At 39.6% G+C, this 25,473-nt stretch carries 24 protein-coding genes; all 24 read right to left on the bottom strand.

Going from position 1 to position 25,473, the window contains the following annotated elements:
- Positions 1-4 precede the first annotated feature (4 nt).
- Entirely contained in the window at positions 5-760 is a 756-nt protein-coding gene (locus MHH88_RS05095; RefSeq protein ID WP_069510150.1) for a ribonuclease HII, read from the bottom strand.
- A gap of 277 nt (positions 761-1,037) precedes the next feature.
- A complete protein-coding gene (gene ylqF / locus MHH88_RS05090) occupies positions 1,038-1,913 on the bottom strand; it encodes a ribosome biogenesis GTPase YlqF (protein WP_069510151.1) in 876 nt (291 codons plus the stop codon).
- 121 nt (positions 1,914-2,034) lie between these two features.
- Positions 2,035-2,601, bottom strand: a complete 567-nt coding sequence (gene lepB / locus MHH88_RS05085) for a signal peptidase I (protein WP_024362053.1) — start codon at positions 2,599-2,601, stop codon at positions 2,035-2,037.
- A gap of 106 nt (positions 2,602-2,707) precedes the next feature.
- Positions 2,708-3,052 (bottom strand): 50S ribosomal protein L19, encoded by a 345-nt coding sequence (gene rplS / locus MHH88_RS05080; RefSeq protein ID WP_024362054.1) that lies wholly within the window; start codon positions 3,050-3,052, stop codon positions 2,708-2,710.
- A gap of 126 nt (positions 3,053-3,178) precedes the next feature.
- On the bottom strand, positions 3,179-3,907 hold the full coding sequence (gene trmD / locus MHH88_RS05075; RefSeq protein ID WP_339262996.1) for a tRNA (guanosine(37)-N1)-methyltransferase TrmD: 729 nt from the start codon (positions 3,905-3,907) through the stop codon (positions 3,179-3,181).
- Entirely contained in the window at positions 3,907-4,422 is a 516-nt protein-coding gene (gene rimM, locus MHH88_RS05070; protein ID WP_024362056.1) for a ribosome maturation factor RimM, read from the bottom strand. The genes trmD and rimM overlap by 1 nt, the downstream gene beginning before the upstream one ends.
- A 222-nt stretch (positions 4,423-4,644) precedes the next feature.
- On the bottom strand, positions 4,645-4,878 hold the full coding sequence (locus MHH88_RS05065; RefSeq protein WP_004269410.1) for a KH domain-containing protein: 234 nt from the start codon (positions 4,876-4,878) through the stop codon (positions 4,645-4,647).
- Between the two features lie 15 nt (positions 4,879-4,893).
- A complete protein-coding gene (gene rpsP, locus MHH88_RS05060; RefSeq protein WP_024362057.1) occupies positions 4,894-5,166 on the bottom strand; it encodes a 30S ribosomal protein S16 in 273 nt (90 codons plus the stop codon).
- A gap of 94 nt (positions 5,167-5,260) precedes the next feature.
- Positions 5,261-6,619, bottom strand: coding sequence for a signal recognition particle protein (gene ffh / locus MHH88_RS05055; protein WP_069510152.1), 1,359 nt, complete (start codon positions 6,617-6,619; stop codon positions 5,261-5,263).
- Positions 6,620-6,631: 12 nt separating this feature from the next.
- Positions 6,632-6,967 (bottom strand): putative DNA-binding protein, encoded by a 336-nt coding sequence (locus tag MHH88_RS05050; protein ID WP_024362059.1) that lies wholly within the window; start codon positions 6,965-6,967, stop codon positions 6,632-6,634.
- Positions 6,968-7,157: 190 nt separating this feature from the next.
- Positions 7,158-8,402 carry a signal recognition particle-docking protein FtsY gene (gene ftsY / locus MHH88_RS05045; protein WP_339261730.1) on the bottom strand — a complete coding sequence of 415 codons (1,245 nt, stop codon included), beginning with the start codon at positions 8,400-8,402 and terminating at the stop codon, positions 7,158-7,160.
- Positions 8,399-11,980, bottom strand: a complete 3,582-nt coding sequence (gene smc, locus MHH88_RS05040) for a chromosome segregation protein SMC (RefSeq protein ID WP_339261729.1) — start codon at positions 11,978-11,980, stop codon at positions 8,399-8,401. Before smc ends, ftsY begins: the two co-directional genes overlap by 4 nt.
- A 3-nt stretch (positions 11,981-11,983) precedes the next feature.
- Complete coding sequence (gene rnc / locus MHH88_RS05035) at positions 11,984-12,742, bottom strand: ribonuclease III (RefSeq protein ID WP_172583037.1); 759 nt, start codon at positions 12,740-12,742, stop codon at positions 11,984-11,986.
- 280 nt (positions 12,743-13,022) lie between these two features.
- Positions 13,023-13,259, bottom strand: coding sequence for an acyl carrier protein (gene acpP / locus MHH88_RS05030; protein ID WP_024362063.1), 237 nt, complete (start codon positions 13,257-13,259; stop codon positions 13,023-13,025).
- 60 nt (positions 13,260-13,319) lie between these two features.
- Positions 13,320-14,066, bottom strand: coding sequence for a 3-oxoacyl-[acyl-carrier-protein] reductase (fabG, locus tag MHH88_RS05025; RefSeq protein WP_024362064.1), 747 nt, complete (start codon positions 14,064-14,066; stop codon positions 13,320-13,322).
- Positions 14,059-15,012, bottom strand: coding sequence for an ACP S-malonyltransferase (gene fabD / locus MHH88_RS05020; protein ID WP_339261728.1), 954 nt, complete (start codon positions 15,010-15,012; stop codon positions 14,059-14,061). Before fabD ends, fabG begins: the two co-directional genes overlap by 8 nt.
- A 19-nt stretch (positions 15,013-15,031) precedes the next feature.
- Positions 15,032-16,024: a phosphate acyltransferase PlsX gene (gene plsX, locus MHH88_RS05015; RefSeq protein ID WP_069510161.1), complete on the bottom strand. Its 993-nt coding sequence runs from the start codon at positions 16,022-16,024 to the stop codon at positions 15,032-15,034.
- Positions 16,021-16,599, bottom strand: coding sequence for a transcription factor FapR (gene fapR, locus MHH88_RS05010; RefSeq protein ID WP_024362067.1), 579 nt, complete (start codon positions 16,597-16,599; stop codon positions 16,021-16,023). The genes plsX and fapR overlap by 4 nt, the downstream gene beginning before the upstream one ends.
- A 127-nt stretch (positions 16,600-16,726) precedes the next feature.
- Positions 16,727-18,772, bottom strand: coding sequence for an ATP-dependent DNA helicase RecG (recG, locus tag MHH88_RS05005; protein WP_339261727.1), 2,046 nt, complete (start codon positions 18,770-18,772; stop codon positions 16,727-16,729).
- A 650-nt stretch (positions 18,773-19,422) separates the two neighbouring features.
- On the bottom strand, positions 19,423-20,343 hold the full coding sequence (gene sdaAA / locus MHH88_RS05000) for an L-serine ammonia-lyase, iron-sulfur-dependent, subunit alpha (protein WP_024362069.1): 921 nt from the start codon (positions 20,341-20,343) through the stop codon (positions 19,423-19,425).
- Between the two features lie 14 nt (positions 20,344-20,357).
- A complete protein-coding gene (gene sdaAB, locus MHH88_RS04995; protein WP_339261726.1) occupies positions 20,358-21,020 on the bottom strand; it encodes an L-serine ammonia-lyase, iron-sulfur-dependent subunit beta in 663 nt (220 codons plus the stop codon).
- A 348-nt stretch (positions 21,021-21,368) separates the two neighbouring features.
- Entirely contained in the window at positions 21,369-23,024 is a 1,656-nt protein-coding gene (locus MHH88_RS04990; protein WP_339261725.1) for a DAK2 domain-containing protein, read from the bottom strand.
- A gap of 18 nt (positions 23,025-23,042) precedes the next feature.
- A complete protein-coding gene (locus MHH88_RS04985; RefSeq protein ID WP_024362072.1) occupies positions 23,043-23,405 on the bottom strand; it encodes an Asp23/Gls24 family envelope stress response protein in 363 nt (120 codons plus the stop codon).
- Between the two features lie 410 nt (positions 23,406-23,815).
- On the bottom strand, positions 23,816-25,447 hold the full coding sequence (locus tag MHH88_RS04980; RefSeq protein WP_339261724.1) for a M20/M25/M40 family metallo-hydrolase: 1,632 nt from the start codon (positions 25,445-25,447) through the stop codon (positions 23,816-23,818).
- Positions 25,448-25,473 lie beyond the last annotated feature (26 nt).

The following is a 25,473-nucleotide window of genomic DNA, read 5'->3' as shown; positions in this document are numbered from 1 at the left end:
TTTCTTACATTGATTTTATAGGTTCAAAAGACTTGCGATGATGTATCGTTGGTCCGAATGTTTCAAGTGCCTCTAAATGTTGTTTTGTACCGTAGCCCGCATGTTGTGCAAAGCCATACATAGGAAATTCTTTGTCCAATTGTTCCATATATTCATCCCTAGCTGTTTTCGCTAAAATAGAAGCCGCTGCAATGGCTAAACTTTTTGCATCGCCTTTAATAATCGAATCCTGTGGCATCGTGATTGGTAGTGTCATAGCATCCACTAGCACATAATCCGGTTTAATTGACAAGGATTCCACACTTGTTTTCATTGATTGCTTTGTCGCTTCATAGATGTTCAATTCATCAATCGTTTGCGCTGATTGGAAATGAATGAAATAGCTAATAGCATGTTCTTTCACCAATGCCGCAAAAACATTGCGTTTTTCCTTTGTTAATTGCTTCGAATCATTTAATCCTACAAGAGCTTCACAGTTTTTTGGCAAAATAACAGCTGCTGTTACAACAGGTCCCGCTAAAGGCCCGCGCCCTGCTTCATCTACACCGGCGATGAAGGCATTTTCACCACCATAGCACTGATCGAAATCTATCTTCGCTTGATGCTCTTCCAATAGCTGTCGTTTCTTTTCTTGGCGTTTATTCCAACTATGCCACGCTTTCTGCACACCTGCACGCTCGTCGGTTGCAATTTCCGCCATCCATTCTTGCCATTCTTCAGCTATTTTTAGTGCTGCTGTAATCTCTTTAATCGTTTTCATCATTTTACTCCCTTTTCTTACTCTATATCATTTATCGGCAATATCTACTGTTCCTAAAAGAAAAAGGCTAGGACAAAAGGAAAAAGTGTTAGATTGACGGCAATCAATCTAACACTTTTTTGCATTGCTGTGAATGTTCGTTACGGTGTTTGCTTTTCACCTGATACCTCTTACACTATTACCTCCCAGGGTTCACTAACTAGCGCGCCCTCTGCAAAGGGAAGTTACGAGCAATTTTGTCTCTTTTAAAGGTTTGTCCCTATTACTTTTTCGCACGTTATTGCTGTGTCGCTTCTTTTTCAAGCTGCTCATCCACAAAGTCAAATGTTAGCTTCCCTAATAGTAATCCACGAATATCTCGTACGATTAGTTGCGCTACTTGATCGTAGTCGATTTCTCCACCTGCTCCAAAAACACGACGAAGCTTGCCAATATGGTCAAACGTTTCCACTAGATCGTCATGCATAAACTGAAAACCATAGCGTTCTTCCATACGTGTTGGATAATGTGTCGATAAAAACCGTAACCCATATACCGCCAAATCTTCCATATTAGTAATGGTATCTTTAATAGCACCTGTTAAAGCCAGCTTATAGCCTACTTCTTGGTCTTCAAACTTAGGCCATAAAATTCCTGGTGTATCTAGTAATTCTAGTTCCTTGCCGACTTTTATCCATTGTTGCGCCTTTGTCACACCAGGCATATTGCCTGTTTTCGCAATATTTTTCTTTGCTAAGCGATTAATAAGTGTGGATTTTCCCACGTTTGGAATTCCAACAATCATTGCTCTAATGGCTCTCGGCTTCATCCCTCTTGACTTCATGCGGTCAAATTTTTCTTTTAATATTTCTTGTGCCGCCTTGGTCACAAGTTGTAGTCCTTTTCCTTCAAGCGAATTGATTGCCACTGCTTTATGGCCATGCTGTGCAAAATATTCTACCCATTTGCGTGTTTCGTGCTCATCCGCCATATCTGATTTATTTAAAATAAGTAGACGCGGCTTTTGGTTAATGACCTCATCAATCATCGGATTTCTCGAAGATAATGGTAAGCGTGCATCGATTAATTCAAATATAATATCTACTAGCTTTAATTTTTCTGTTACTTCTCGGCGTGCCTTCGCCATATGCCCTGGAAACCATTGTATAGTCATTTCTATACCTCCTAAATAAGAAAAGCGCATTCGCCCAATTCAGTGCGAATGCCTTCAAATCGAATAAGAAAACGTATGCTCTTAGACGTCAAGAAAGGGAGTATTAGCCCCCTTTCAAACATTACTTCACAATTTTAATATCACTATACGGCCAGAAAATTAGGCTCGTATTACCTATAATTTCTTTTTGATCGACAATACCTATGTGACGGCTATCTTTGCTATATCGACGATTATCGCCCATCACAAACACATAGCCTTCCGGAATTACATCATGCAGTGATGCATCAATGTCATTTAACGTAAAATCTTCCGTTAATGTACCTTCAGTAATTTCAGCTTTGTATGCATCTAAATAAGGCTCATCTATCGGTTCTCCGTTAATGTATAACTGATCGTCTTTATATTCCAATGTTTCACCAGGTAAGCCAATTACACGTTTAATGTAGTTTTTTTGCTCTGGTGCATGGAACACCACGATATCAAAGCGCTTAGGCTCTCCAATTTTATAACCAATTTTGTTGACAATCATTCGGTCGCCATCTTCAAGGGTTGGCATCATGGACTCACCGTCAACTGCAATTGGTGTAAATAAAAAATAACGAATAACTGCTGCAATCGCAAATGCAATTAAAAGAGCCTTTGTCCATTCCCATAATTCATTCTTTTCTTTCACTTGTTTTTCCATTATGAATTGCCCCCTTGTCTATCTTCATTTTAGATGATTATTATTTAAGATGACAAGCAAAAAGAAAAGGAGCTTGCAATACAAGCCCCTCACTTTTAAGTCATAATTATCGAATTTCTTTAATACGAGCAGCTTTACCACGTAGGTTACGTAGGTAGTAAAGTTTAGCACGACGTACTTTACCACGACGTACAACTTCTAAGTTAGCGATTTTTGGTGTGTGTACAGGGAATGTACGTTCAACACCTACACCGTAAGAAATTTTACGAACTGTGAAAGTTTCGCTAATACCGCCACCGCGACGTTTGATAACTACACCTTCGTATACTTGGATACGTTCACGAGTACCCTCTACTACTTTCACGTGTACCTTAACAGTATCACCAGGACGGAAAGCTGGTAGATCAGTGCGAAGCTGAGCTTTAGTAATTTCTGTAATAATGTTTGACATTGTTTTCTCTCCTTAGACAGATGCTCTTGCACGCAATCTATGCCACAGCGGAACACCGTAATTCAGCACTTCACATAGAAGCACAGATTAGATGTTATCACATATATGGCATGCAAGCAAGCATCTTTATTGTTGTTTTTTAAGTTTTTCCAAATACAATTTTTGCTTGTCTGTTAATGGATAATGCTCGAGTAAATCAGGTCGACGCTCGAATGTTCTTTTTAACGATTGTTCCTCGCGCCATTGTTCGATTTTCGCATGATTGCCTGATAATAATACTTCGGGTACTTGCATGCCTCGGAATTCAGCAGGACGCGTATAATGCGGATGTTCTAACAGACCCGTTGAAAAAGAATCTTGAATATGGGAATCTGCTTGTCCTAACACGCCCGGTAAAAGGCGTACGACACTATCTATAACCGTCATTGCGCCTAACTCACCACCTGTTAACACAAAATCACCAATCGATATTTCATCGGTAACGAGGTGCTGGCGAATGCGTTCATCATAGCCTTCGTAGTGACCACATAAGAACACTAATTCACTTTCTTGCGCTAGCTCTTCCGCTTTTTTTTGGGTGAAACGTTCACCCTGCGGACACATTAAGATAATACGTGGCTTTTTACCTGCTGTAATGGCCTCTACAGCACTAAACATCGGCTCTGGCTTTAACACCATCCCTGCACCGCCACCATACGGATAATCGTCTACCTGATTATGCTTGTTGCCAGAAAACGTACGAATATCTGATACTTCTAGCTTTACAGCCCCTTTTTCTTGAGCTTTTTTTAGTATCGATGCACCAAATACACCCGAAAACATATCAGGAAATAGGCTTAATACGTGAATATGCATCATAGTAAGCCTTCCATCACATGAATAACAATTTTCTTTTCTTCCACATCAATATTTTTGACGATGTCTTCAATATATGGAATGTAATGCTCTTTTTTAGCACCCTTCACTACCCATACATCATTGGCACCTGTTTGCAAAATATCTTTGACTTCGCCAATTGTTGCACCTTCTTCAGATACAACCGTACAGCCTATAATTTCATGGAAGAAAAATTCATTTTCTTGTAATAAATCATCGGTCATTTGATCTTTCGTGATTTTGAGCATTCCTTCTTTGAACGGCTCGACAAAGTTGATATTATCCATACCTTCAAATGTTAATAAAATAAAGTTTTTATGGCGGCGTACGGATTGAATTGTTACCCACGTTGGCTTTTTATCGTCTTTTTTAAACGCTGCAAGCTTATTCCCGACCGCAAAGCGTTCTTCTTCAAAATCTGTCGTCGATAAGATACGTACTTCACCACGAATTCCGTGCGTGTTTACAATACGACCTACATTAAACCATTCCATTCATTTCACCTCTATACCGTTATATATCCGTACTATATAAAAAAAGGAAGGAACCAGCAAGCTCCCCCCTCTTCTATCCAGATTTTACGCTACACATTTACAGCTCCTTCGAATTCTAGCAACAACATAGTCGTTAAAATTGTTCAGTGCAAAATGGCGACAGGTTGCATAATTGCTACATTGTTACCTTATTGCGCGTAAACGAGCGTGAAAATCTTTTTATCAATCCAATATATCGACGTAAGTCTTTTTTTGATGGTGACTACCTGCCGCTGAATAAACAATTGTACGAATCGCTTTCGCTACTCGCCCTTGTTTGCCTATGACTTTCCCTCGATCCTCTGGATGAACAAAAAGTTTATAAACAATTCGATTTGCATTTTCGTCCGTCTCAATACGGACTTCTTCTGGATAATCGACTAACGGTAAAACGATTGCTTCAATCAGCTGCTTCAAAGACGTCTCCCCCGATTATTTACTGAATTTTTGGTTATGGAATTTTTCCATGATACCTTGTTCTGAGAACAAGTTACGTACTGTATCTGATGGTTTTGCACCGTCAGCTAACCATTTAAGAGCTTTCTCTTCATCAATGTTTACAGTAGCTGGTTGAGTTAGTGGGTTGTAAGTACCAACTGTTTCGATTGAACGACCGTCACGTGGTGAACGAGCGTCTGCAACTACGATACGATAGAAAGGAGATTTTTTAGCTCCCATACGTTTTAAGCGAATTTTAACTGCCATTTTAATAGCACCTCCGAATAAGTTTCACACAAGATAGTATATTATCAATGTTTATGTTGTTTGTAAAGTGTTTTTTCTTAACACCTATAAAATATTATTTAAACAATGAATCAAAGCCTGGTAATTTCATCTTTTTCTTGCCTTTACCTGTTGCCATACCTGTCATTTGCTTCATCATTTTTTTCATTTCATCAAATTGTTTTAACAAACGGTTGACCTCTTGAATAGACGTACCTGAACCTTTGGCAATGCGCTTTTTACGGCTACCATTAATGATTTCGGGATTTGTCTTTTCAGCAGTTGTCATAGAGTAAATAATGGCTTCTACACGGCCCATTTGCTTATCGTCTACTTTGACATTGTCTAAGCCTTTAATTTTGCCTGCACCTGGTAGCATTTTTAATATTTCGTCGAGTGGACCCATTTTTTTCACTTGTTGTAATTGCTCAACAAAATCATCGAGTGTAAAGCTTTGCGTTTTGAACTTTTCTTCCAGTTCTTTCGCTTTTGCTTCATCGACGTTTGCCTGCGCCTTTTCAATTAGGGATAACACGTCACCCATGCCTAAAATACGAGATGCCATACGCTCCGGATGGAACGGTTCAAGCGCATCCATTTTTTCGCCCATACCGACAAATTTAATTGGTTTCTGTGTCACCGAACGAATGGATAATGCTGCACCACCGCGTGTATCGCCATCCAGTTTTGTTAAAACAACCCCTGTAATGCCGACAGCCTCATTAAAACTTTCTGCAACGTTTACAGCATCTTGCCCCGTCATGGCATCTACCACAAGGAAAACTTCATCAGGCTCTTTTAACGCACGGATATCCTTTAATTCTTGCATTAAATCTTCATCAATATGCAAGCGACCTGCTGTATCGATAATGACAACATCATGATGTTCTTCTTTCGCCAGTTCAATTGCCTGACGAGCAATTTCAACTGGTGATACATCTGTGCCTAAAGCAAAAACAGGTAAAGATAATTGCTTTCCTAATGTTTGTAATTGCTGAACCGCAGCAGGGCGATAAACGTCCGCAGCCACTAGTAATGGTTTACGATTATATTTTTTACGTAAAACATTTGCTAATTTCCCAGTTGTTGTTGTTTTACCCGCACCTTGCAAACCGACCATCATAATGACAGTTGGCGGCTTTGTATTAAATTTAATCGGGCTTTGTTCGCCGCCCATCAGCTCCGTTAATTCGTCTTGAACGATTTTAATAACTTGTTGACCTGGTGTTAAGCTTTGCATAACATCTACACCAACAGCGCGTTCACTTACTTTTTTAACGAATTCCTTGACTACTTTTAAGTTAACATCCGCCTCGATTAAAGCAAATCGGACTTCACGCATCATTTCTTTAACGTCTTGTTCCGATACTTTACCCTTACCTTTAATCTTTTGGATCGTTCCTTGGAGTCGTTCCGCTAATCCTTCAAAAGCCACTGCTTTCGCCTCCTAATCCCATTCTTTCAACTGTTCAATAAGCGCCAACTGCTCCTCAACCGGCATACTTTTTTCTGTAATTCCAGCTGTAAGGCGCGCAAGCATTTGCGTACGTTGTTGAAATTTTTCCAGTAAACATAGTTTTTCTTCATATTCTTCAAGCATCGCTTCAGTTCGACGAATATTATCATAAACAGCTTGACGTGAAACTCCATATGATTCAGCGATTTCTCCAAGTGAGTGATCATCTAAATAATACAGTTCCATATAACTTCTTTGCTTATCTGTTAGTAATGCTTGATAAAAGTCGAAGAGAAAGTTCATGCGTGTTGTTTTTTCAAGTAGCATCGAGTTTCTCCCCCCGTTGTTAGTCATTTGTATCATAACGAAAATCGCCCGTCTGTGTCAAGGTAATCTCCTTGTCTAAAAGCATTCTATTAGCTGAATAACGTTATTTCACCATTCGCTAGTATTTCTCTTTTAAACAATGTGTTTCACCTTTTAACAGTCGAGCGACCATTCTTTCAACTACAATCTTTTACTCTTCGCTATTTTGCAGTTCTTTATCTAAGCCTTCAGCAAATAAGCCGTATACATAGCGTTCTGCATCAAATGGTTGTAAATCATCCATTTTCTCACCAAGACCTACAAATTTTACAGGAATGTGTAATTTATTTCGAATGGCAAGCACAATACCACCTTTTGCAGTACCATCGAGTTTCGTTAAAACAATACCTGTTACATTTGTTACTTCTTTAAATGTTTGTGCCTGCACAAGTGCATTTTGACCAGTCGTTGCATCTAGTGCTAATAATACCTCATGAGGAGCATTCGGTATTTCCCGTGAAATAACTCGGTGTACTTTTTCAAGCTCATTCATTAAGTTCACTTTGTTTTGTAAACGGCCCGCCGTATCGCAAATTAAAACGTCCGCTCTACGATTTTTGGCCGCACGTATTGCATCATACATAACAGCTGCTGGATCCGAACCTTCTGATTGCTTAATTACTTCACAACCAACACGGTCTCCCCAAACTTGTAATTGGTCAATTGCCCCTGCACGGAACGTATCTCCTGCAGCTAAGACAACTGTTTTTCCTTCTGATTTTAGACGATGTGCTAACTTACCAATTGTTGTTGTTTTCCCAACACCGTTTACACCTACGAATAAAATAACTGTTAACTCACCATTAGGCTGCATATTTAGTTCGATTAAATCTTCTTCCCCTTGCTCGTAAATTTCCACAAGTTTTTCAGAAATAATCGCTTGAATACCATTTGTATCTTTAATATTTTTGCGCTGTACTTCAAAGCGTAATTTATCCATTAACTCCATAACTGTTTCAAAGCCAACGTCTGCTTGTAATAATAGATCTTCTAGTTCTTCAAAGAAGTCTTCGTCTACTTTACGGTAACGTGCTACTAAATCATTCACCTTAGAAGTAAAGGAATTACGGGTTTTTTCAAGACCCGCTTTAAATTTTTGTGTAATAGACCAGGCTGAAGGTTTTTTTTCTTTTACAGGCTCCTCTACTATCGCAATTTCCTGCACTTCTTCCTGTTTTTCTTCTTCCACAACATTCGAAGCTTGTGAAACGATGAAGTCCTCACTTGATGATTCTTCTACTTTTTCTTGCACTTCTTCATGACTTGATTCCTGTTGAACTGGCTCTTCCGTCTCTTCAAGCTTTAATTCGGCAGATGGCTCTTCGACTAAATTTTCTACTTTTTCTTCTGTTGGATTTCCAATTAGCTTATCTTTTAAACGTTTAAAAAAACTCATGCTTGTTCGCTCCTTTGCTCCGCAAGTACGGGTTCATCTTCTAATTTTACTGATACAAGTTTTGATACACCTGATTCCTGCATCGTAATACCATACAGTACGTCAGCTCCCTCCATTGTACCTTTACGGTGTGTAATAACAATGAATTGGGTATTGCGACTAAACTTTTTCAAGTATTCGCTGTATCGAACAACATTTGCCTCATCCAATGCCGCTTCTACTTCGTCGAGTATACAGAACGGCACAGGTCTTATATTTAAAATAGAGAATAGTAAAGCAATCGCAGTAAGTGCACGTTCACCACCAGAAAGTAAACTTAAATTTTGCAACTTTTTCCCTGGTGGTTGTGCAACAATTTCAATGCCTGTATCAAGCATATTGTCTGGATCTAGTATTACTAAATCTGCCTGACCGCCCCCAAACAATTCACGGAATACCCGTTTGAATTGCTCTCGAATGGCAAAAAAGGTTTCACTAAAACGAATTGTCATTTCTTCATCCATTTCTTTAATAGCTTCGTGTAAAGTATCCTGCGCTTCGAGTAAGTCCTCACGCTGCTCTGTTAAAAAAGAATGTCTTTCTTGAACACGCTCGAATTCCTCAATCGCACTTAAGTTTACAGGACCTAATTCTTCAATGGATTTTTTTAATAACTTGACGCGACGTCGCATATGCTCTTCGTCTTCAATGGTTAAAGCGACTTCCAGTGCCTCTTCAAACGTTAGTTGATAGTTTTCTTCGAGCTGATTTTTAAAATTACTCATCTCAAATTCTACGCGATTGCGCTTTAATTCATTCGCACGTATTGCTTCAATGAAGCCTTTATGTATACGTTGCAATTCCTTTAGCTGCTCTTCTAACGTTGTTAATTCCTGTTGTTGCGCCGCTTTATCTTCCTTTTTCTGGGTAATCGTAACTTGTAACGTTTCTCTTCTAGCTTTCCAAGTTGCGACTTGCTCCTCTACTTCTTCATCACTCAATAATTTTGTCGATTCATCAGATTGAAGCCAGATTATTTCCTGAGAAATATTGTCGACTTTTTGGCGAGCTTTGTTTAATTGTAGAGCAAGTTGTGCGGTCGCAATTTGTACTTGTGACATTTGCTCCTGCATTACCGCTAACTCTGAACGTTTTTCTGCCGTTTGTTCGCGCAGAACATCTTTTTCTGTTTCACTTTGTAGTTTAACTTTACCTAATTGCTCTACCGTCTCGTTAATCGCTACTAATTCTTCAGCAAGCGCTGCTAAACGTGCAGTAGCTACTTCCTTTTGAGCAAGCAGCGCTTCCTCACGTGTCTTCACATCTTGCGTTTCATTTGAAGCAAAGGACACTCTGGCGGATAGACTTTTTTCTACAACTTCTAATTCTCGAAGGCGACTTGCCTGTTGCATTTCATCTTTACGCAATTGTTCGCCCTCTAGTTTTAATTGTTCTACTTTGTCACGTAATGTAGCCAATGTCTCTTTTTCCGTTGCTACAGCCTGCTCTGCACTATAAATCGACGTTTCTAATGCTTCTAGTTTGGCAATAAGACCATCGAGCTCGGCTTTTCTTGTAAATAGGGAAGATTGCTGTTTCGCTGCACCACCCGTTAAAGAACCTCCAGCATTGACAATATCCCCTTCGAGCGTTACGACACGGTAACGGAAACCACATAATCTTGCAATTTGACTTGCCCCTTCTAAATTCGCTGCGACGATGACATTGCCAAGCAAATTTTCAACAATGGAACGATTGTCCTCATCGAACGTGACAAGGGCATCTGCCATTTGTACGAACGCTGGATGCTCCGTAGCAAGCTGAATGGCTGACGGATTGATTTTGCGTGATTTCATAACCGTTTTTGGTAAGAATGTTGCACGCCCTGCTCTTTTTTGCTTTAACCAACGGATAGCTTGTTGGGCGTTCTGTTCGTTCGTCGTCACAATATGTTGGGAGGCGGCACCTAAAGCCGTTTCTATCGCTTGTGAATATTTTCCATTAACCTGAATCAATTCAGCCACTGCGCCTTCAATGCCAACTAATTCACCTTTATCACGTGCCAGCAATACTTCTTTAACACCATGGAAGAAGCCAGAGAAATCAGCTTCTAGCTCTGCTAATGTATCTTTTCTGGCTTTTAATTGTTGCTGGTGCTGATAAGCCTTATACAGCATTTCTTGCTTATCATTAAAAGAAAGATTCACTTTTTTAAACTGCATTTGCAATGCTTCATATTGTTCGAGCTTCTGTTGCAATGCAGTCGTTGTTGCCGTATGTATGCCAACAAGTGTTTCTTTCTCCGCCACAACTTCAATCAACTCTTGACCAATCTCATCCGTTTGGTCAGTCATACGTGCTGCCATTGCTTTCTGTTGTGATAATTGTTGTTCGATATTTTTTAATTCATTTTTGACTGTAGCTTCTTCGTTTAATGAGTCGATATAGCGGTTTTTATGCTCTTCCATTTCCTGTTCAATTTCTGTAACTGAACGATTTAAGGATTGCTCTAATTGCTTAATGATTTGCTTGAGCTTTAAAACTTCTTGTTGTTTTTCTACAAACAATTGTTTTTTCTCAAGTTCTTGTGCAACTAATACCTCTACTTCATTTTGCGCTTCAAGTAATGATGTATTCAACTGCTGTAATTGGTTCGTGGCATTTTGGCGTTTTTCAGCCATTAAGGCTTTACGGCCATCCCAACGTTCCATTTCCATCGTTGCATCTACAAGCTCAGATTGGGCAGCATCCAATAAAACATCCAATTCTTTTAAATGTTTGCGAATACCCGTCGTTTGTGTTTCTAGCGCTTGAATATCCCTAGCTTGTTTTTGCTCTGTTTCAGATAGCTGCGCATACTCTGCTTTCAATGCATGCAAAGATTGTGCACAATTTTTTAAATCGTGCACAAGGATTGCAATATCAAAATCCTTTAGTTCCGTGGACATTTGTACATAGTCTCTTGCGCTAGAAGCTTGTATTTGCAAAGGCTCCAAACGGCTATCCAACTCATGTAAAATATCTAAAACACGGTAAAGGTTTTCATCTGTTTCTACTAGTTTATGCTCTGCTTTTTTCTTTCGTAGCTTGTATTTTAAAACACCAGCCGCCTCTTCAAATATTGAGCGGCGGTCGTCCGGGCGGCTATTTAAAATTTCATCGACACGGCCTTGTGAAATAATTGAAAAAGCCTCTTTCCCAAGTCCCGAATCCATAAACAAGTCCGTAATATCCTTCAGGCGACACTGCTGGTTATTTAATAAATATTCACTATCACCTGAACGGTATACGCGTCTTGTTACGCTGACCTCTGTATACGAAAAAGCAAGCTGTTCATCAGTATTATCTAAAATTAATGTTACCTCTGCAAAGTTTAGTGGCTTTCGAGAGTCACTCCCAGCAAAAATAACATCTTCCATCTTTGCCCCACGTAACGACTTTGCCGATTGCTCCCCGAGTACCCAACGAATAGCATCAGTTACATTACTTTTCCCACTGCCATTAGGACCAACAACAGCTGTAACACCTGGTACAAAGTCAATACCAATGCGCTCCGCAAAAGATTTAAAGCCAATCACTTCGAGTCGTTTTAGGAACATCTATTAAGCCTCCTCTTTAGCAGTATGCTCACGCATTGCGCGCATCGCACATTGTGCTGCTTGTTGCTCGGCTTCTTTTTTTGATTTTCCTCGACCAATACCAAGCTCTTGTCCATTTAATAACACGCTTGATACAAAGGTACGGTTATGCGCTGGGCCCTTTTCATCAATAATTTCATAATGAAGTAAACCGTTGTTTGTTTGCTGTACCATTTCTTGTAACTGGCTTTTAAAATCCATCACATGCGAAAAAGCACCGACTTCTACCTTTGGGAACACGATTCGTTCTAAAAATGTCACGACCGTTTGCAAATCCTGATCTAAATAAAGAGCACCTACAAATGATTCAAAAACATCTGCAAGTAGCGCTGGGCGTTCCCGTCCACCTGTTAATTCTTCACCTTTTCCAAGCAATACAAAGCGACCAAATCCTAATTCATTTGCAAAAATAACAAGGGATGGCTCACAAACGATTGATGCTCGTAATTTTGTTAATTCGCCCTCACTCATATGCGGGTATTTCTCAAAAAGGTATTTAGAAACAGACAGTTCAAGTACAGCGTCGCCTAAAAACTCGAGACGCTCATTATCCGTAAACAATTTACGGCGATGCTCATTCACATAAGATGAATGCGTGAATGCTTGATACAATAAATTTTTATTAATAAATGTGATGTTTAATTCATGCTGTAATAGCTCGAATTGATTGCGTACTTTTTCAGGAAGTACGCCTGATTTCTGCATAGTTCCTTTTCTTCTCATAGCCATTGAACAATCTGCCTTCCTAATAGTTTCTACCGTCTTAGTGTACCTTTTTCAAGGCATTTATGCAAAAGTATTTCGGCATAAATACAATGTTTTGGAAGTTTTTTCGTATTTTTTTAACAAAAATAAAAAAAGGTACTTCCATCGTTCGAAAAACGAACCATTTCGTACCTTTAAAATACATCAAAGCATATAAGCTTTTGCCATTATGCTTTGATGTAAGTCTACAATGGTATCAGATTTTGTATTATCAAAATCTGTGTCATCTACCAGAAAATTAGTTAATTTTACCTTCGATGTATGAAATAGCAGAACCAACTGTTGAAATTTTTTCAGCATCTTCATCAGAAATTTCCATATCGAATTCGTCTTCAAGCTCCATTACAAGCTCAACAACGTCTAATGAGTCTGCACCTAAATCATCACGGAAAGAAGCTTCTAGTGTAACTTCACTTTCCTCAACACCTAAACGGTCTACGATTACTTTTGTTACGCGCTCTAATACTGTAGTCAAAACGTTCACCTCCCCTCAAATGATTATACAAAAAATTTAAAATTATGCTATAGCATATTATTACATCACCATGCCGCCGTCAATATGTAGCGTTTGGCCTGTCATATAGTTTGCATCTTCAGAAGCTAAAAACGCAACTGCTTTCGCAATATCCTCAGGTTGCCCAAGTTTAGCGAGAGGAATTTGTGTCAGCATGCCTTGTTTTAAATCTTCTGGAAGCTGTTCAGTCATTTCAGTTTCAATAAATCCTGGTGCAATGGCATTTACTAAAATATTACGTGACGCAAGTTCTTTTGCCGTCGTTTTTGTTAAGCCAATAACGCCCGCTTTTGCCGCTACATAATTAGCTTGCCCTGCATTACCAGCAACACCAACGATAGAAGATATATTAATGATGCGCCCTGCACGCTGCTTCATCATTTGACGAGTGACTGCTTTTGTACAAAGGAACACACCTTTTAAGTTTGTATCGAGTACATCGTCCCATTCTTCTTCTTTCATGCGCATCAATAAATTATCGCGAGTAATTCCTGCATTATTTACTAAAATATCAAGCGCGCCAAATGTTTTGACTGCCGCATCCATTAATGCAGTAACTTCCTCTGTTTTGGAGACACTTGCTTGAACGGCAATCGCCTCGCCACCATTTGCTTGAATTGTCGCAACGACTTCCTCTGCTTTTGCCTGTGAGCCGCTATAGTTAACAACAACCTTTGCACCTTCATCCGCAAGCTTCAATGCAATCGCACGTCCAATTCCTCGTGAAGCACCTGTTACAACTGCAACTTTACCTTCTAATTTACGCATTGATTGACCACTCCTTCGACGCTTCTAATACTGCTTCTAATGACGCTTCATCATATACACAATACGTTGCCACTGAACGATCTATTTTCTTAACTAAGCCACTTAACACTTTACCAGGGCCACACTCGATAAATACATCCACGCCTTGTGCAATCATTTCGCGCACGGATGCTTCCCATTGTACAGCGCTATACACTTGTTCAACTAACTCTTGTTGAATAGCTGGTACATCTTGTAATTCTTTCGCCTTCACGTTGCTAATTACCGGAATTTGTGGTTCAGATAAAGTAATTTCGGCTAGCGTAGCTTGTAATTGTTCTGAGGATGGTCGCATTAATTCTGAATGGAAAGGTCCACTGACTACTAACGGAATTGCACGTTTTGCACCCGCTTCTTTTGCAGCTACAGAGGCCTTATCAACGCCTTCCTTAGTACCAGAAATGACAATTTGTCCTGGACAGTTGACGTTTGCAACTTGAACTACATCACCTTCAGCTGTAACTTTAGCAGTAACTGCATGTAACGCCTCAAGCTCCATGCCAAGAATAGCTGCCATTGCACCTTGCCCTGCTGGTACCGCTTCGTTCATGTATAAACCACGTTTATGAACAACAGCTACAGCATCCTCAAACGATAGCACACCTGCGATGACTAATGCACCGTATTCTCCAAGAGAGTGACCAGCGGCATAATGTGGCGTAATGCCAGCAGCACGCAATTTTTCAGCAACCATAACACCTGTCGTTAATAATGCTGGTTGCGCATGGTATGTTAGTGTTAACTCTTCAGCAGGTCCCTCTAGCATTAATTTAGATAAGTCAAAACCAAGTGTTTTGTTAGCACTTTCGTAAAAAGCCTTGCTTTCTTGCGAATTGCTTATAAATTCTTGACCCATACCAACCGTCTGTGAGCCTTGGCCTGGAAAAATAAATGCAATTTTCGTCATGTCTTACTAATCCCCTTTGTTAATCAATTTCTAAGTGACGTACTGTATCAGTAATCGTTGATATCACTGTATGCTCAACCATTGTATTGGCTTGACGGATTGCACTAAAGATTGCTTTCGCATTGGATGATCCATGCGCTTTAATTACAGGTGCTTGTAAACCAAACAAACCTGCACCGCCATACTCTGTGTAGTCCATTTTATTTTTTAAGTCACGTAAATTATTTTTCATCAACATTGCTGAAATTTTCGTTTTGGTAGAAGACATAAAGGCCTCTTTTAGCATTGTAAACAACGCACCCGCTGTTCCTTCTATTGACTTCAGTACCATATTGCCTGTAAATCCATCTGTCACAACAACGTCTGCTACCCCATCAAGTAAATCACGCGCCTCAACGTTGCCGATAAAATTCAAGTCTGCTTCTTTTAGTAATGCAAAAGCGGCTTTCGTTAAATCATTGCCTTTTTTATCTTCAGTTCCGATATTTAAAAGACCAATACGTGGCTTTTGTAAACCGCCTACCTTTTTGGCGTATATATCACCCATAATCGCATATTGCAGTAAATGCTCTGGTCGTGCATCTGCATTCGCTCCTAAATCAAGCATTAAAAACCCTTTGCCATCAAGTGTCGGTAATGTCGTAGCTAGTGCAGGTCGTGCAATACCTTCAATACGTCCTACCTTAAACAAACCACCTGCCATTAATGCACCTGTATTTCCAGCCGAAAGACAAGCGTCTGCCTTCCCTTCTTCCACTGCATCCATCATACGTGCCATCGATGAATCTTTTTTACGTCGTACAGCACGTGCAGGGTCATCTGTGCCCTCGACCACTTCTTCACAATGAATAACCGTTAAACGGTCATGCATTTTCAAATAAGGATCAAGCTTTTCTTGCTGTCCATATAATTGAATTTCCAAATTTGGAATTTGTTCTAATGCTAATAATGCACCTTCCACTACTGACTTTGGCGCATTGTCGCCACCCATTCCATCAAGTGCTAATTTCATTCTTGTTCACCTTTACCTTTCGTGCGGTACATATCGAATTCACCAACCAAAACTGTTTCACCATTTACAGTAGATACTATTTCTACTTTTGTACGATGGCGTTCATCATCTCTTCCAACAACGACCGCCTTAGTAATAACACGATTTCCGGCTTTTACAGGTTTCACAAATGTAATATTGGAGTGCACTGTTAATGCAAGTTCATCATCAATAACCGCTACAGCTAATGAGTTTGCTTGTGCAAATAAATGATGTCCACGAGCAATGCCATTGCGTTGAAAAACGTGCTCATCTTTTACGTCAAAAATTGATAATGCACGATTGTCTAATTCTATATCAATAATTTCACCGATTACTTCGTCAATCGGTAACGATTTCACTTCATTTTCATAAGTTTTCGAAGCCACATCTTTAATACGTTCACGCAATTCGGGAATTGCTAATTCCATACGATCCAATCGTATTGTTTGAACACTTACCTGAAACTCCGACGCGAGTTGTTCATCTGTGACGAATGGATTTTCCGCAATCGTTTCAGATAATAATCGCTGTCGCTCTTTTTTCGTTCGTCTCAACGTCATTCGCCACCTTTTGAGTTGTTATTAGCACTTGGTACTAATATCAGTATATAGAGTATAAAAAAAGAATGCAAGACTTGTTTTCAAAAACAAGCCCTCACATTCCTTATTACACAACGCTACATTAATCAAATCGTTCGCCTTGAAGGACGCCAGACTGTTGTAGCATTTCACGCAAATATCGATACGTCTCATCATGCCAAAATGCATCTGTTTCAATCATTGCTGTTGCATCTTTCCGTGCCGTCTCCAGGGTTCTATAATCATGTACTAAATCAGCTACTTTAAAATCAGGCAAGCCGCTTTGCTTACGGCCGAAAAAGTCTCCTGGTCCACGAAGCTCTAAATCTTTTTCAGCTAGACGGAAACCATCATTTGTTTCGGTCATAGACTGCATTCGCTCTTTCCCCTCATCGGATTTTGGATCAGCAATTAATATACAATAGGATTGATGCTCACCACGTCCTACACGACCGCGGAGCTGATGTAGCTGCGCTAAGCCAAAACGTTCCGCATCGTAGACTACCATAAACGTTGCATTGGGCACATTTACGCCGACTTCAACAACAGTCGTAGATACTAAGACGTGAATATCACCCTCGCTAAAGCCTCGCATTATCGCATCTTTTTCATCTGCTGGTAAGCGACCATGCATTAATCCAACTTTAAAGCGTCCAGTAAAATACGATGCGAGTTGCTCATAAATCTCTACGGCATTTTGTACATCCAGTTTATCCGACTCTTCAATCAAAGGACAAATGGCATATGCTTGTCTACCTGCTGTCAGCTCTAACTCTAGTTTAGCTAATACAGAACCGAGTTGTTCTTTTTTCATCCAATGGGTTTCAATTTCTTTACGCCCTGCTGGCATTTCATCAATTAACGAGACGTCCATTTCACCGAATGCTGTAATCGCCAGTGTTCGCGGGATAGGCGTTGCCGTCATAAAGAGCACATCAGGGTTTTCTCCTTTATCACGCAAAATTCTACGTTGCTCCACACCAAAGCGATGCTGTTCGTCCGTTATAACAAAGCCAAGTCTCTTGAAGAGAACATCAGGTTGAATAAGAGCGTGGGTGCCTATAACAATATCAATTTCTCCATCAGCAAGTGCAGCTAATAGTAGACGGCGCTCCTTCGTTTTCGTTGAGCCTGATAATAATGCGACACGTACACCAAATGGCTCAAACCAAGCGATTAAGTTTTCAGCATGTTGCTCTGCTAATATTTCCGTCGGTGCCATTAACGCCCCTTGAAATCCAGCTGTCACAGCAGCATATAAACAAATAGCTGCTACGACCGTTTTTCCCGACCCAACATCGCCTTGTAGCAAACGATTCATGCGATGCGGAGCTTTTAAATCCTTACATATTTCATTGACAACACGCTTTTGAGCACCTGTTAACTCGTATGGTAATGAAGCAATAAATGCCCGTAGTTTTTGCAAGTCAAATTGTATAACCGTACCGTGTTCAGTATCCTTACGTAGTTTACGTAAAGCTTGAATACGAAGCTGAAAGTTTAATAATTCTTCATAAGCAAAGCGCCTTCTTGCTTGTTTCGCGTGTTCAGCATTTTGCGGAAAATGAATACCTTCCAGCCCATCGTGTATTGAGACCAACTTATAGGCATCCTGCAAATGCTGTGGAATCGCATCTGGTAGCACTGCACCAAAGTCATCTAACACTTGTCGCATATATTTACGAAACCGTTTTTGTGGAATTAAACCTTTCAAACTATAGACAGGTTCAAAGTCTACTTGGTCGATTTTCGGTCCAAAAGTGACAGTGGTGCCATTAATAACTTGTCTGCCTCTATCCCATTTGCCCGTCACTGTCACAATAGTACCTGGTATAAGCTTTTGCTTTAAATAGTTTTGATTGAAAAATACGACTTTTACTAAATGTCGCCCCGCAAGCACGGTTACTTGCAAGCGAGATTTGTTGCGTCCTAAAAACAACACAGTCGGCTCACGTTCTACTTTACATTCCACGGTAACTCGCTCATTATGTGGTGTTTGCGCTAAATCCTTTAAACGGAAATCCTCATGCCGATGTGGAAAGGTCCATAAAATATCGTTTACCGTCTCGATACCCAGTGTTTCTAAGTGTGCTGCGGTTTCTTTCCCGACTCCTTTTAATTCGGAGACAGGACTGGTTAATTCAGTCACCTTTTACAACAGCTCCTTTCATTAACAAAGTTGCAAGCAACAGCATTTTTAAACTTTCGTTAATCAAAAGAGCCTACCTCCCTTCTATCCAAGTCCCTGTTTGTGCTCATGGAATCTCTAAGCTATTTACATTTTATTTTTACGTATGTACAGCACTTTTCTTTTCAACTGTATCATAAAACTTTTCTTTCGTGTTATCGTAGTAACTACTAAAAGATATAGATACTTTTATCCAAAAATAAATTTGGAAAAATATTCATAAAAAGTTAATATACAATAAGAATAATAGTTAATTTATTATTCCCGAACTAAAGGAGGTTCACATGACTAAAAATAAACACATTAACAACGGTTTGTGGTTATTGGCTATTCTTATACTCGGCATCTCTTTATTAATACATTCAACGAGTTATTTTAATACGAAAGAAATTAATTCAGCAAGTTCACAATGCTATAAAGTTGGCGGACAAGTAATTTTAAAAATTTATAATAATGTTACAAACACATATTATTTTGAGTGCAAACGAAACTAGCTAAGATGACCGATATGAATTAATGAATTGCCCGTAACCTATTAGGAAGCATTCGTCTTACCAAATCATAACAAAAAAGCGTTAGATTGATTGCAGTCAATCTAACACTTTTACAATTTACTCTATTGTGATTCTTGCTTTTAGTATGCTTTGTAAATCGCCATTATTAAGAATCGCATTGCTAATTGCTTTGCCTGTCGGCGTCGCTGCAAGTCCACCACGCGCTGTTTCTTTCAAGTTCGGGCTCATTGACTGACCGATGCGATACATCGCTCCAATGACTTCATCACATGGGATACGACTCGTAACACCCGCTAAAGCCATATCTGCTGCTACAAGCGAATTCGCTGCCCCCATTGCATTACGTTTAACACAAGGCACTTCGACTAAGCCCGCTACTGGATCACAAACGAGACCTAGCATATTTTTCAGCGTAATAGCAAATGCTTCTGCACATTGTTGAGGTGTCCCTCCTGCCATTTCCACTATTGCTGCCGCCGCCATGCCGGCTGCCGAACCAACTTCAGCCTGACAGCCACCCGCAGCACCCGAGATAGAAGCATTATTTGCTACCACAAAACCAAAGGCGCCTGAAGTAAATAAATAGCGAATCATTTGCTCACGCGTTGGGTTTAGCTTATTTTTCACTGCAAATAAAGTGCCTGGCACTACTCCCGCAGAGCCTGCTGTAGGTGTTGCACAAATTGTGCCCATGGCAGCATTTACTTCATTCGTAGCAACTGCTTTACTGACCGCATCCAATAATAAATCTCCAGAAAGCGATTTGCCTTGTGCAATATAATTTTGAAGCAGGACAGCGTCACCACCAGTTAAACCTGTAACAGACTTTACTCCTTGTAAGCCTCGTTCAACTGCTTCCTCCATCACTGTTAAGTTTTGATCCATTTGTTGCATAATTTCTTCACGTGTTCGTCCACTTATTAGTATTTCTTGTTCAATCATTAGCTCAGAAATTTGTTTTTCTTCACGCTCCGCTCGTTCTACAAGCTCACGGACATTATGAAATAATACATCCATTTTGCGACACCCCCTTAGTTATTAATTTTCGATACTTTTGTAATATGTGGTATTAATGAAATTTGTTGAAGTACTTTGTCCTCAATATTTTGATCTATCTCAATCACCATTAAAGCCGTTAAGCCACGTTCGATACGTGAAACTTCCATATGGCCAATATTGACATTATGCATTGCTAAGCAATTTGCCACATTGGCAATACAGCCCGCGCGGTCATCATGTACAACAAGAATGGCAGGCATGCCACCCGTTAAGCGAAGCTTGAAGCCATTGACCTCGCTTACTTCAATTTTCCCCCCGCCAATTGAAATACCGACAATTGACATTTCGCCATCATCGTCACCAAATACTAGTCTCGCTGTATTCGGATGCTCTGTATTAGCTGTTTCCGGAATAAATTCATATTGCATTCCAGCTCTTTCTGCATGCTCAAAAGCCGTTTTGATTCGCTCATCAAATGTATCAAAATCTAATAAACCACCAATTATTGCTACATCTGTCCCATGCCCTCTGTATGTTTCTGCAAACGAACCATATAGATGGATTTTCACCCATTTCGGCTGTCTGCCAAATAAATCTCTTGCAACACGGCCAATACGCGCTGCACCTGCTGTATGAGAAGAAGATGGACCAATCATGACAGGTCCAATAATATCAAAAACCGATGTAAACTTCATACAAGCACCCCTCTATTCTATTCATATAATAATTTTACTTTTACTTATATCATGCTTGATAGTTACTATAAAAGTAAAGCACTACTTTATCAACTTTCAGAAAATTAAAACGACTATAATTTCTTAATCATTTATATTATTTCTTTATTGTACTCCCTACAAATACAAGCACTCTAAAGAGCTAATATTCCAGCATTTACAAGTTAACTGTCCTTTGAAGAAATACACAAAACAATCTATTTTGCTTATTTCTCCTTGTATTCAACGCTGGCATTCCTTGTACCATAAACAAAAGCAGTACACAACTTGTGCACTGCTTCGTCTACTCATTCACTCTGCAACCTAATATTATTCTACCGAAATAATATATGGATATAATCCTTGTTTACCATTAAATAACTCCACTTCGACATCTGGATAGTTTTCTTCGATAAATCGGATTAATTCAGAGGCTTTTTCTTCAGACGTATCTTCGCCATAAATAATTGTTACGATTTCCGTATTTGCATCTACTAAATCTGTAATAACTTTCTCAGCAGCGTCTTTTAACGCTGGTGTAGAGAGCACAATTTTCCCTTCAGCAAGCGCCATAAAATCATCTTTATGAATTTCTACGCCATCAATCGACGTATCACGCACTGCATAAGTGACTTGCCCTGTTTTTACATGAGCAAATGCTTCTGTCATCGCTTTTTGGTTTGTTTCCACTGTTGCTTCTGGATTAAATGATAGAATGGCTGCCATCCCTTGAGGAATTGTTTTTGTTGCCACAACTGCAGCTTCAATACCCAATAACTCTACAGCTTGCTCTGCTGCCATTACTATATTCTTGTTGTTTGGTAAAATAAGTACTTTTTCAGCACCAATTTCCTGTACAGCTTTCACAATATCTTCAGTTGAAGGGTTCATCGTTTGTCCGCCCTCAATCACATAAGAAGCACCGATCGAGCGTAGTAATTCAGCCACACCTTCTCCCATTGCAATCGTAACAATTGCATAAGGATGCTTTTCAGCTTTTTTCGCTGGAGCTGGTGCAGATGCTTTGTGATCCTCGCCAACGATAGCGGAATGTTGCTCACGCATATTATCAACTTTGATTTTAATAAGACTACCATATTTTTGCCCCATCGCTAAAACAGTGCCCGGTTGCTCAGAATGAATATGCACTTTCGCAATTTCTTCATCTGAAATAACAAGCAACGAATCACCTAATGGGCTTAATTCATTACGGAATTGTTCCTCACTGAACGGCTCTTTATCATCTTCAAAACGAACCATAATTTCCGTACAATAGCCAAATTCAATATCTGCAGTATTCATAAAGTCTTGGGCTCTATGATGTTCGGCATTAATTAAATCATCTAATGTTGCATCATTTTTCTTTGGTAGTGGCTCGCCTTTTAAAGAGGCTAAAAAACCTTCGTAGACAAATAGTAATCCTTGACCACCACTATCCACGACGCCCACTTCTTTTAACACCGGTAAAAGGTCAGGTGTGCGCTCTAGTGAAGCCTTTGCTTCCGCCGTAAATGCTTCCATAACAGCAATGATATCGTTTTCACTTTCAGCAACTTCTACACCTTTTTTGGCCGCTTCACGTGCAACAGTTAAGATTGTTCCCTCAACTGGTTTCATTACTGCTTTATAAGCTGTATCTACACCTGCTTGGAAGGCACCAGCAAATGCTTTTGCATTAATTGTTCTTTCTTTTTCTACAAATTTACCGAAACCTCGGAATAGTTGCGATAAGATTACACCTGAATTTCCACGTGCACCCATAAGCAACCCTTTTGATAACGCTTGTGCCGTTTTCCCAATATGCTCTGACGCTTGAAGTTCTGTTTCCTTAGCACCAGATGTCATCGATAAGTTCATGTTTGTCCCTGTATCTCCATCTGGTACTGGAAATACATTTAAAGAATCTACATAATTTGCATTTTGGAATAGGTGATGAGCACCCATTTGCACCATTTCAGCAAATTTTAATCCGTCTAAAGACTGCATTCGAATTTGTTCCTCCTCTTACTCATTCGCTACACGAACGCCCTGCACAAAGATATTGACAGATTTAACGCTCATACCTAATGTTTTATCCACTGTATATTTCACTTTCGACTGTACTTGATAAGCAACTTCCGAAATTTTAGTCCCGTAACTAACAATAATATACATATCAATATGTAAATCTTCCTCTTGTTGTCGAATTACAACACCTTTTGCAAAGTTCTCTTTACGTAAAATATCAGTTAGACCATCACGAATTTGATGTTTAGATGCCATGCCAACAATACCGTAGCATTCTATAGCAGCGCCACCAGCAATTTGTGCAAGTACATCTGTTGAAATATCAATTTGGCCGAATTCATTATTTAATTCAATTGACATAGAAATGCCCCCTTGGCTCTTTTTGACTAAATTATATTGTACCACTTCGGGTATACATTAAGCAACCTAAGTTGCCTTGAAAGCGCTTTGTGTCAACGTTTTTAGCGTTCCATTCCTACCCAATTAACTTGCAGTATTTATGGTAATCTGTTCTGAACGACCTATTAAACAGCATTTCCTTAAATGTCACGGTCAAAACATTTTCATTAAATGTATTGGTAGACAAAAAAGCTGATGTATTTAAACATCAGCTTTTTTGCGGGATTCTGCTAACACCTAAGATGATCTCTTTACTACTGGTGTTCAGTTGTTTCTCGGGTATTTTACTTTGATTCGCGGGTATTTGCTTTCTTTTCGCGGGTATTTCCCTCTACTTCGCGGGTATTTGCTTTCTTTTCGCGGGTATCTCACTACTCCGCGGGTATTTCACTCTCTGCTGCATATAAGCTTTTTATCAGGGTTTCAATCATCACAGGCATTTCTTTAAATGCACTATCTACATGTAAACGCTCTGTCTTTTGATGTGCATCTTTGCCGAATGGCCCCACATTTAACACTGGACCCTTTAATGCAGACATAGCTTCAAATGGAATACTATACGTATCACCATAAACAGGTGTGTTGCGCTCAAATGCCGTCCAGCCATTGGAATCATCTGAATAATTGACATAACTTAAATCACAAATGCCATTGAAATAGTGTATTTGCTCGACTTCAATAGCAAATGTTTTGGCTGTTTTCTTCATTAATTCGATTGATTGCTTGACGAGCGGATGCTGTGAAGAATTAATAGCTGGGTAATACGGAGGTGCGTACAACAGCACCGTTGCTGGTGTTAGCTCCTGACATCGAATCATCAATTGATCTACAATACGAATCGACTTCTCCCGATCATCCCATGCTGTATTTGCTAGCACTTGGTTTTTAATATGCTTTACTTCATCTGCGCCAAGTTTTTGAATAGCATGTTCTAAAACTGCCTCATAGCGAAGTACATTTACTTTCCCAACACCTTGTACTTGTTCGCGTTCACAAATTTGCTTATATTGCATATTACAAGCAGCCATTGCCTCCAATGCAACTTGTTCAAAAATTTCCATGACCTCTGTTGCCGTCCGCTTTAACAAAAATACATTATAAAGTGCGGCTGCGCGATATGGCGTCTGTGTAGAATACTCCATTTTTAAATCCTTTAATTGTAAGGATACTGGCAATGGTGTACTTTCACCGAGATCTGTTTCGCGGAAAACTGGATTCCACTCCATATGCTGCGTCATAAAGGATGCAATATAATTGGCTGTCATGCCTTTTAATGGCTCACCTACATGCGTCTCTTTTCCATAAAATAAAGCAGCCGGCATAATCTTACCGATTGTACCTGAATATATATATTCATTAATATCAGAAGGTCCTTGTGAAAACGAAGGTTCACTATTTAAATATAACTTATAAGTTAAATCGTATTGTTCACGTAACCTTACTAACTCGACTACGGCTGCACGCATACCAGCAGAATTGACTTCCTCATCCGGAACTGCTGTTAAAATTAGATTGATTGGCCATTGTTCAATACTCGCTTTTTCAATTAATTGCATGTGCAAAGCGAGCCCCATTTTCATATCCATTGTGCCACGACCAAATAAATAATTTCCCGACTCTAAATCAATTCTAGCCGCCTCTGGCAAATCTTTTTTATATTTAGGTTCCATCAGCATACTCGTCAACTCTTCTGGTCGACAAGCAAATGGCTCAAGCTCTCCATATTCCTCCGTATGAACCGTATCGAAATGACTAATTAAGACTACTGTTTCAGTAGCCGTTGGATGCTTGTACAATGCTGTAACCGCATGGCGACCAAGTCCCGCATCATGCAGTTCTATAAAGTTAGGATTATCTTGAAAATAAGAAAGCGTTTGTAACATCTCTCTTAATTTAAAGGCGAATTCATTTTCACCTGCTGTTAATGTTCTGCTTTCCCAGCTTACAATTTCACATAATAATGCCCGCAGTTTGTCTGGTGTATTCCATAAATAATTATTCATATTTAAAATCTCCTTTATCCACTAAA

The organism is Lysinibacillus sp. FSL K6-3209, from assembly GCF_037976175.1.
GTDB classification, from domain to species: Bacteria; Bacillota; Bacilli; order Bacillales_A; family Planococcaceae; genus Lysinibacillus; species Lysinibacillus sphaericus_D.
This window is presented reverse-complemented; position numbering and strand designations above follow the sequence as displayed.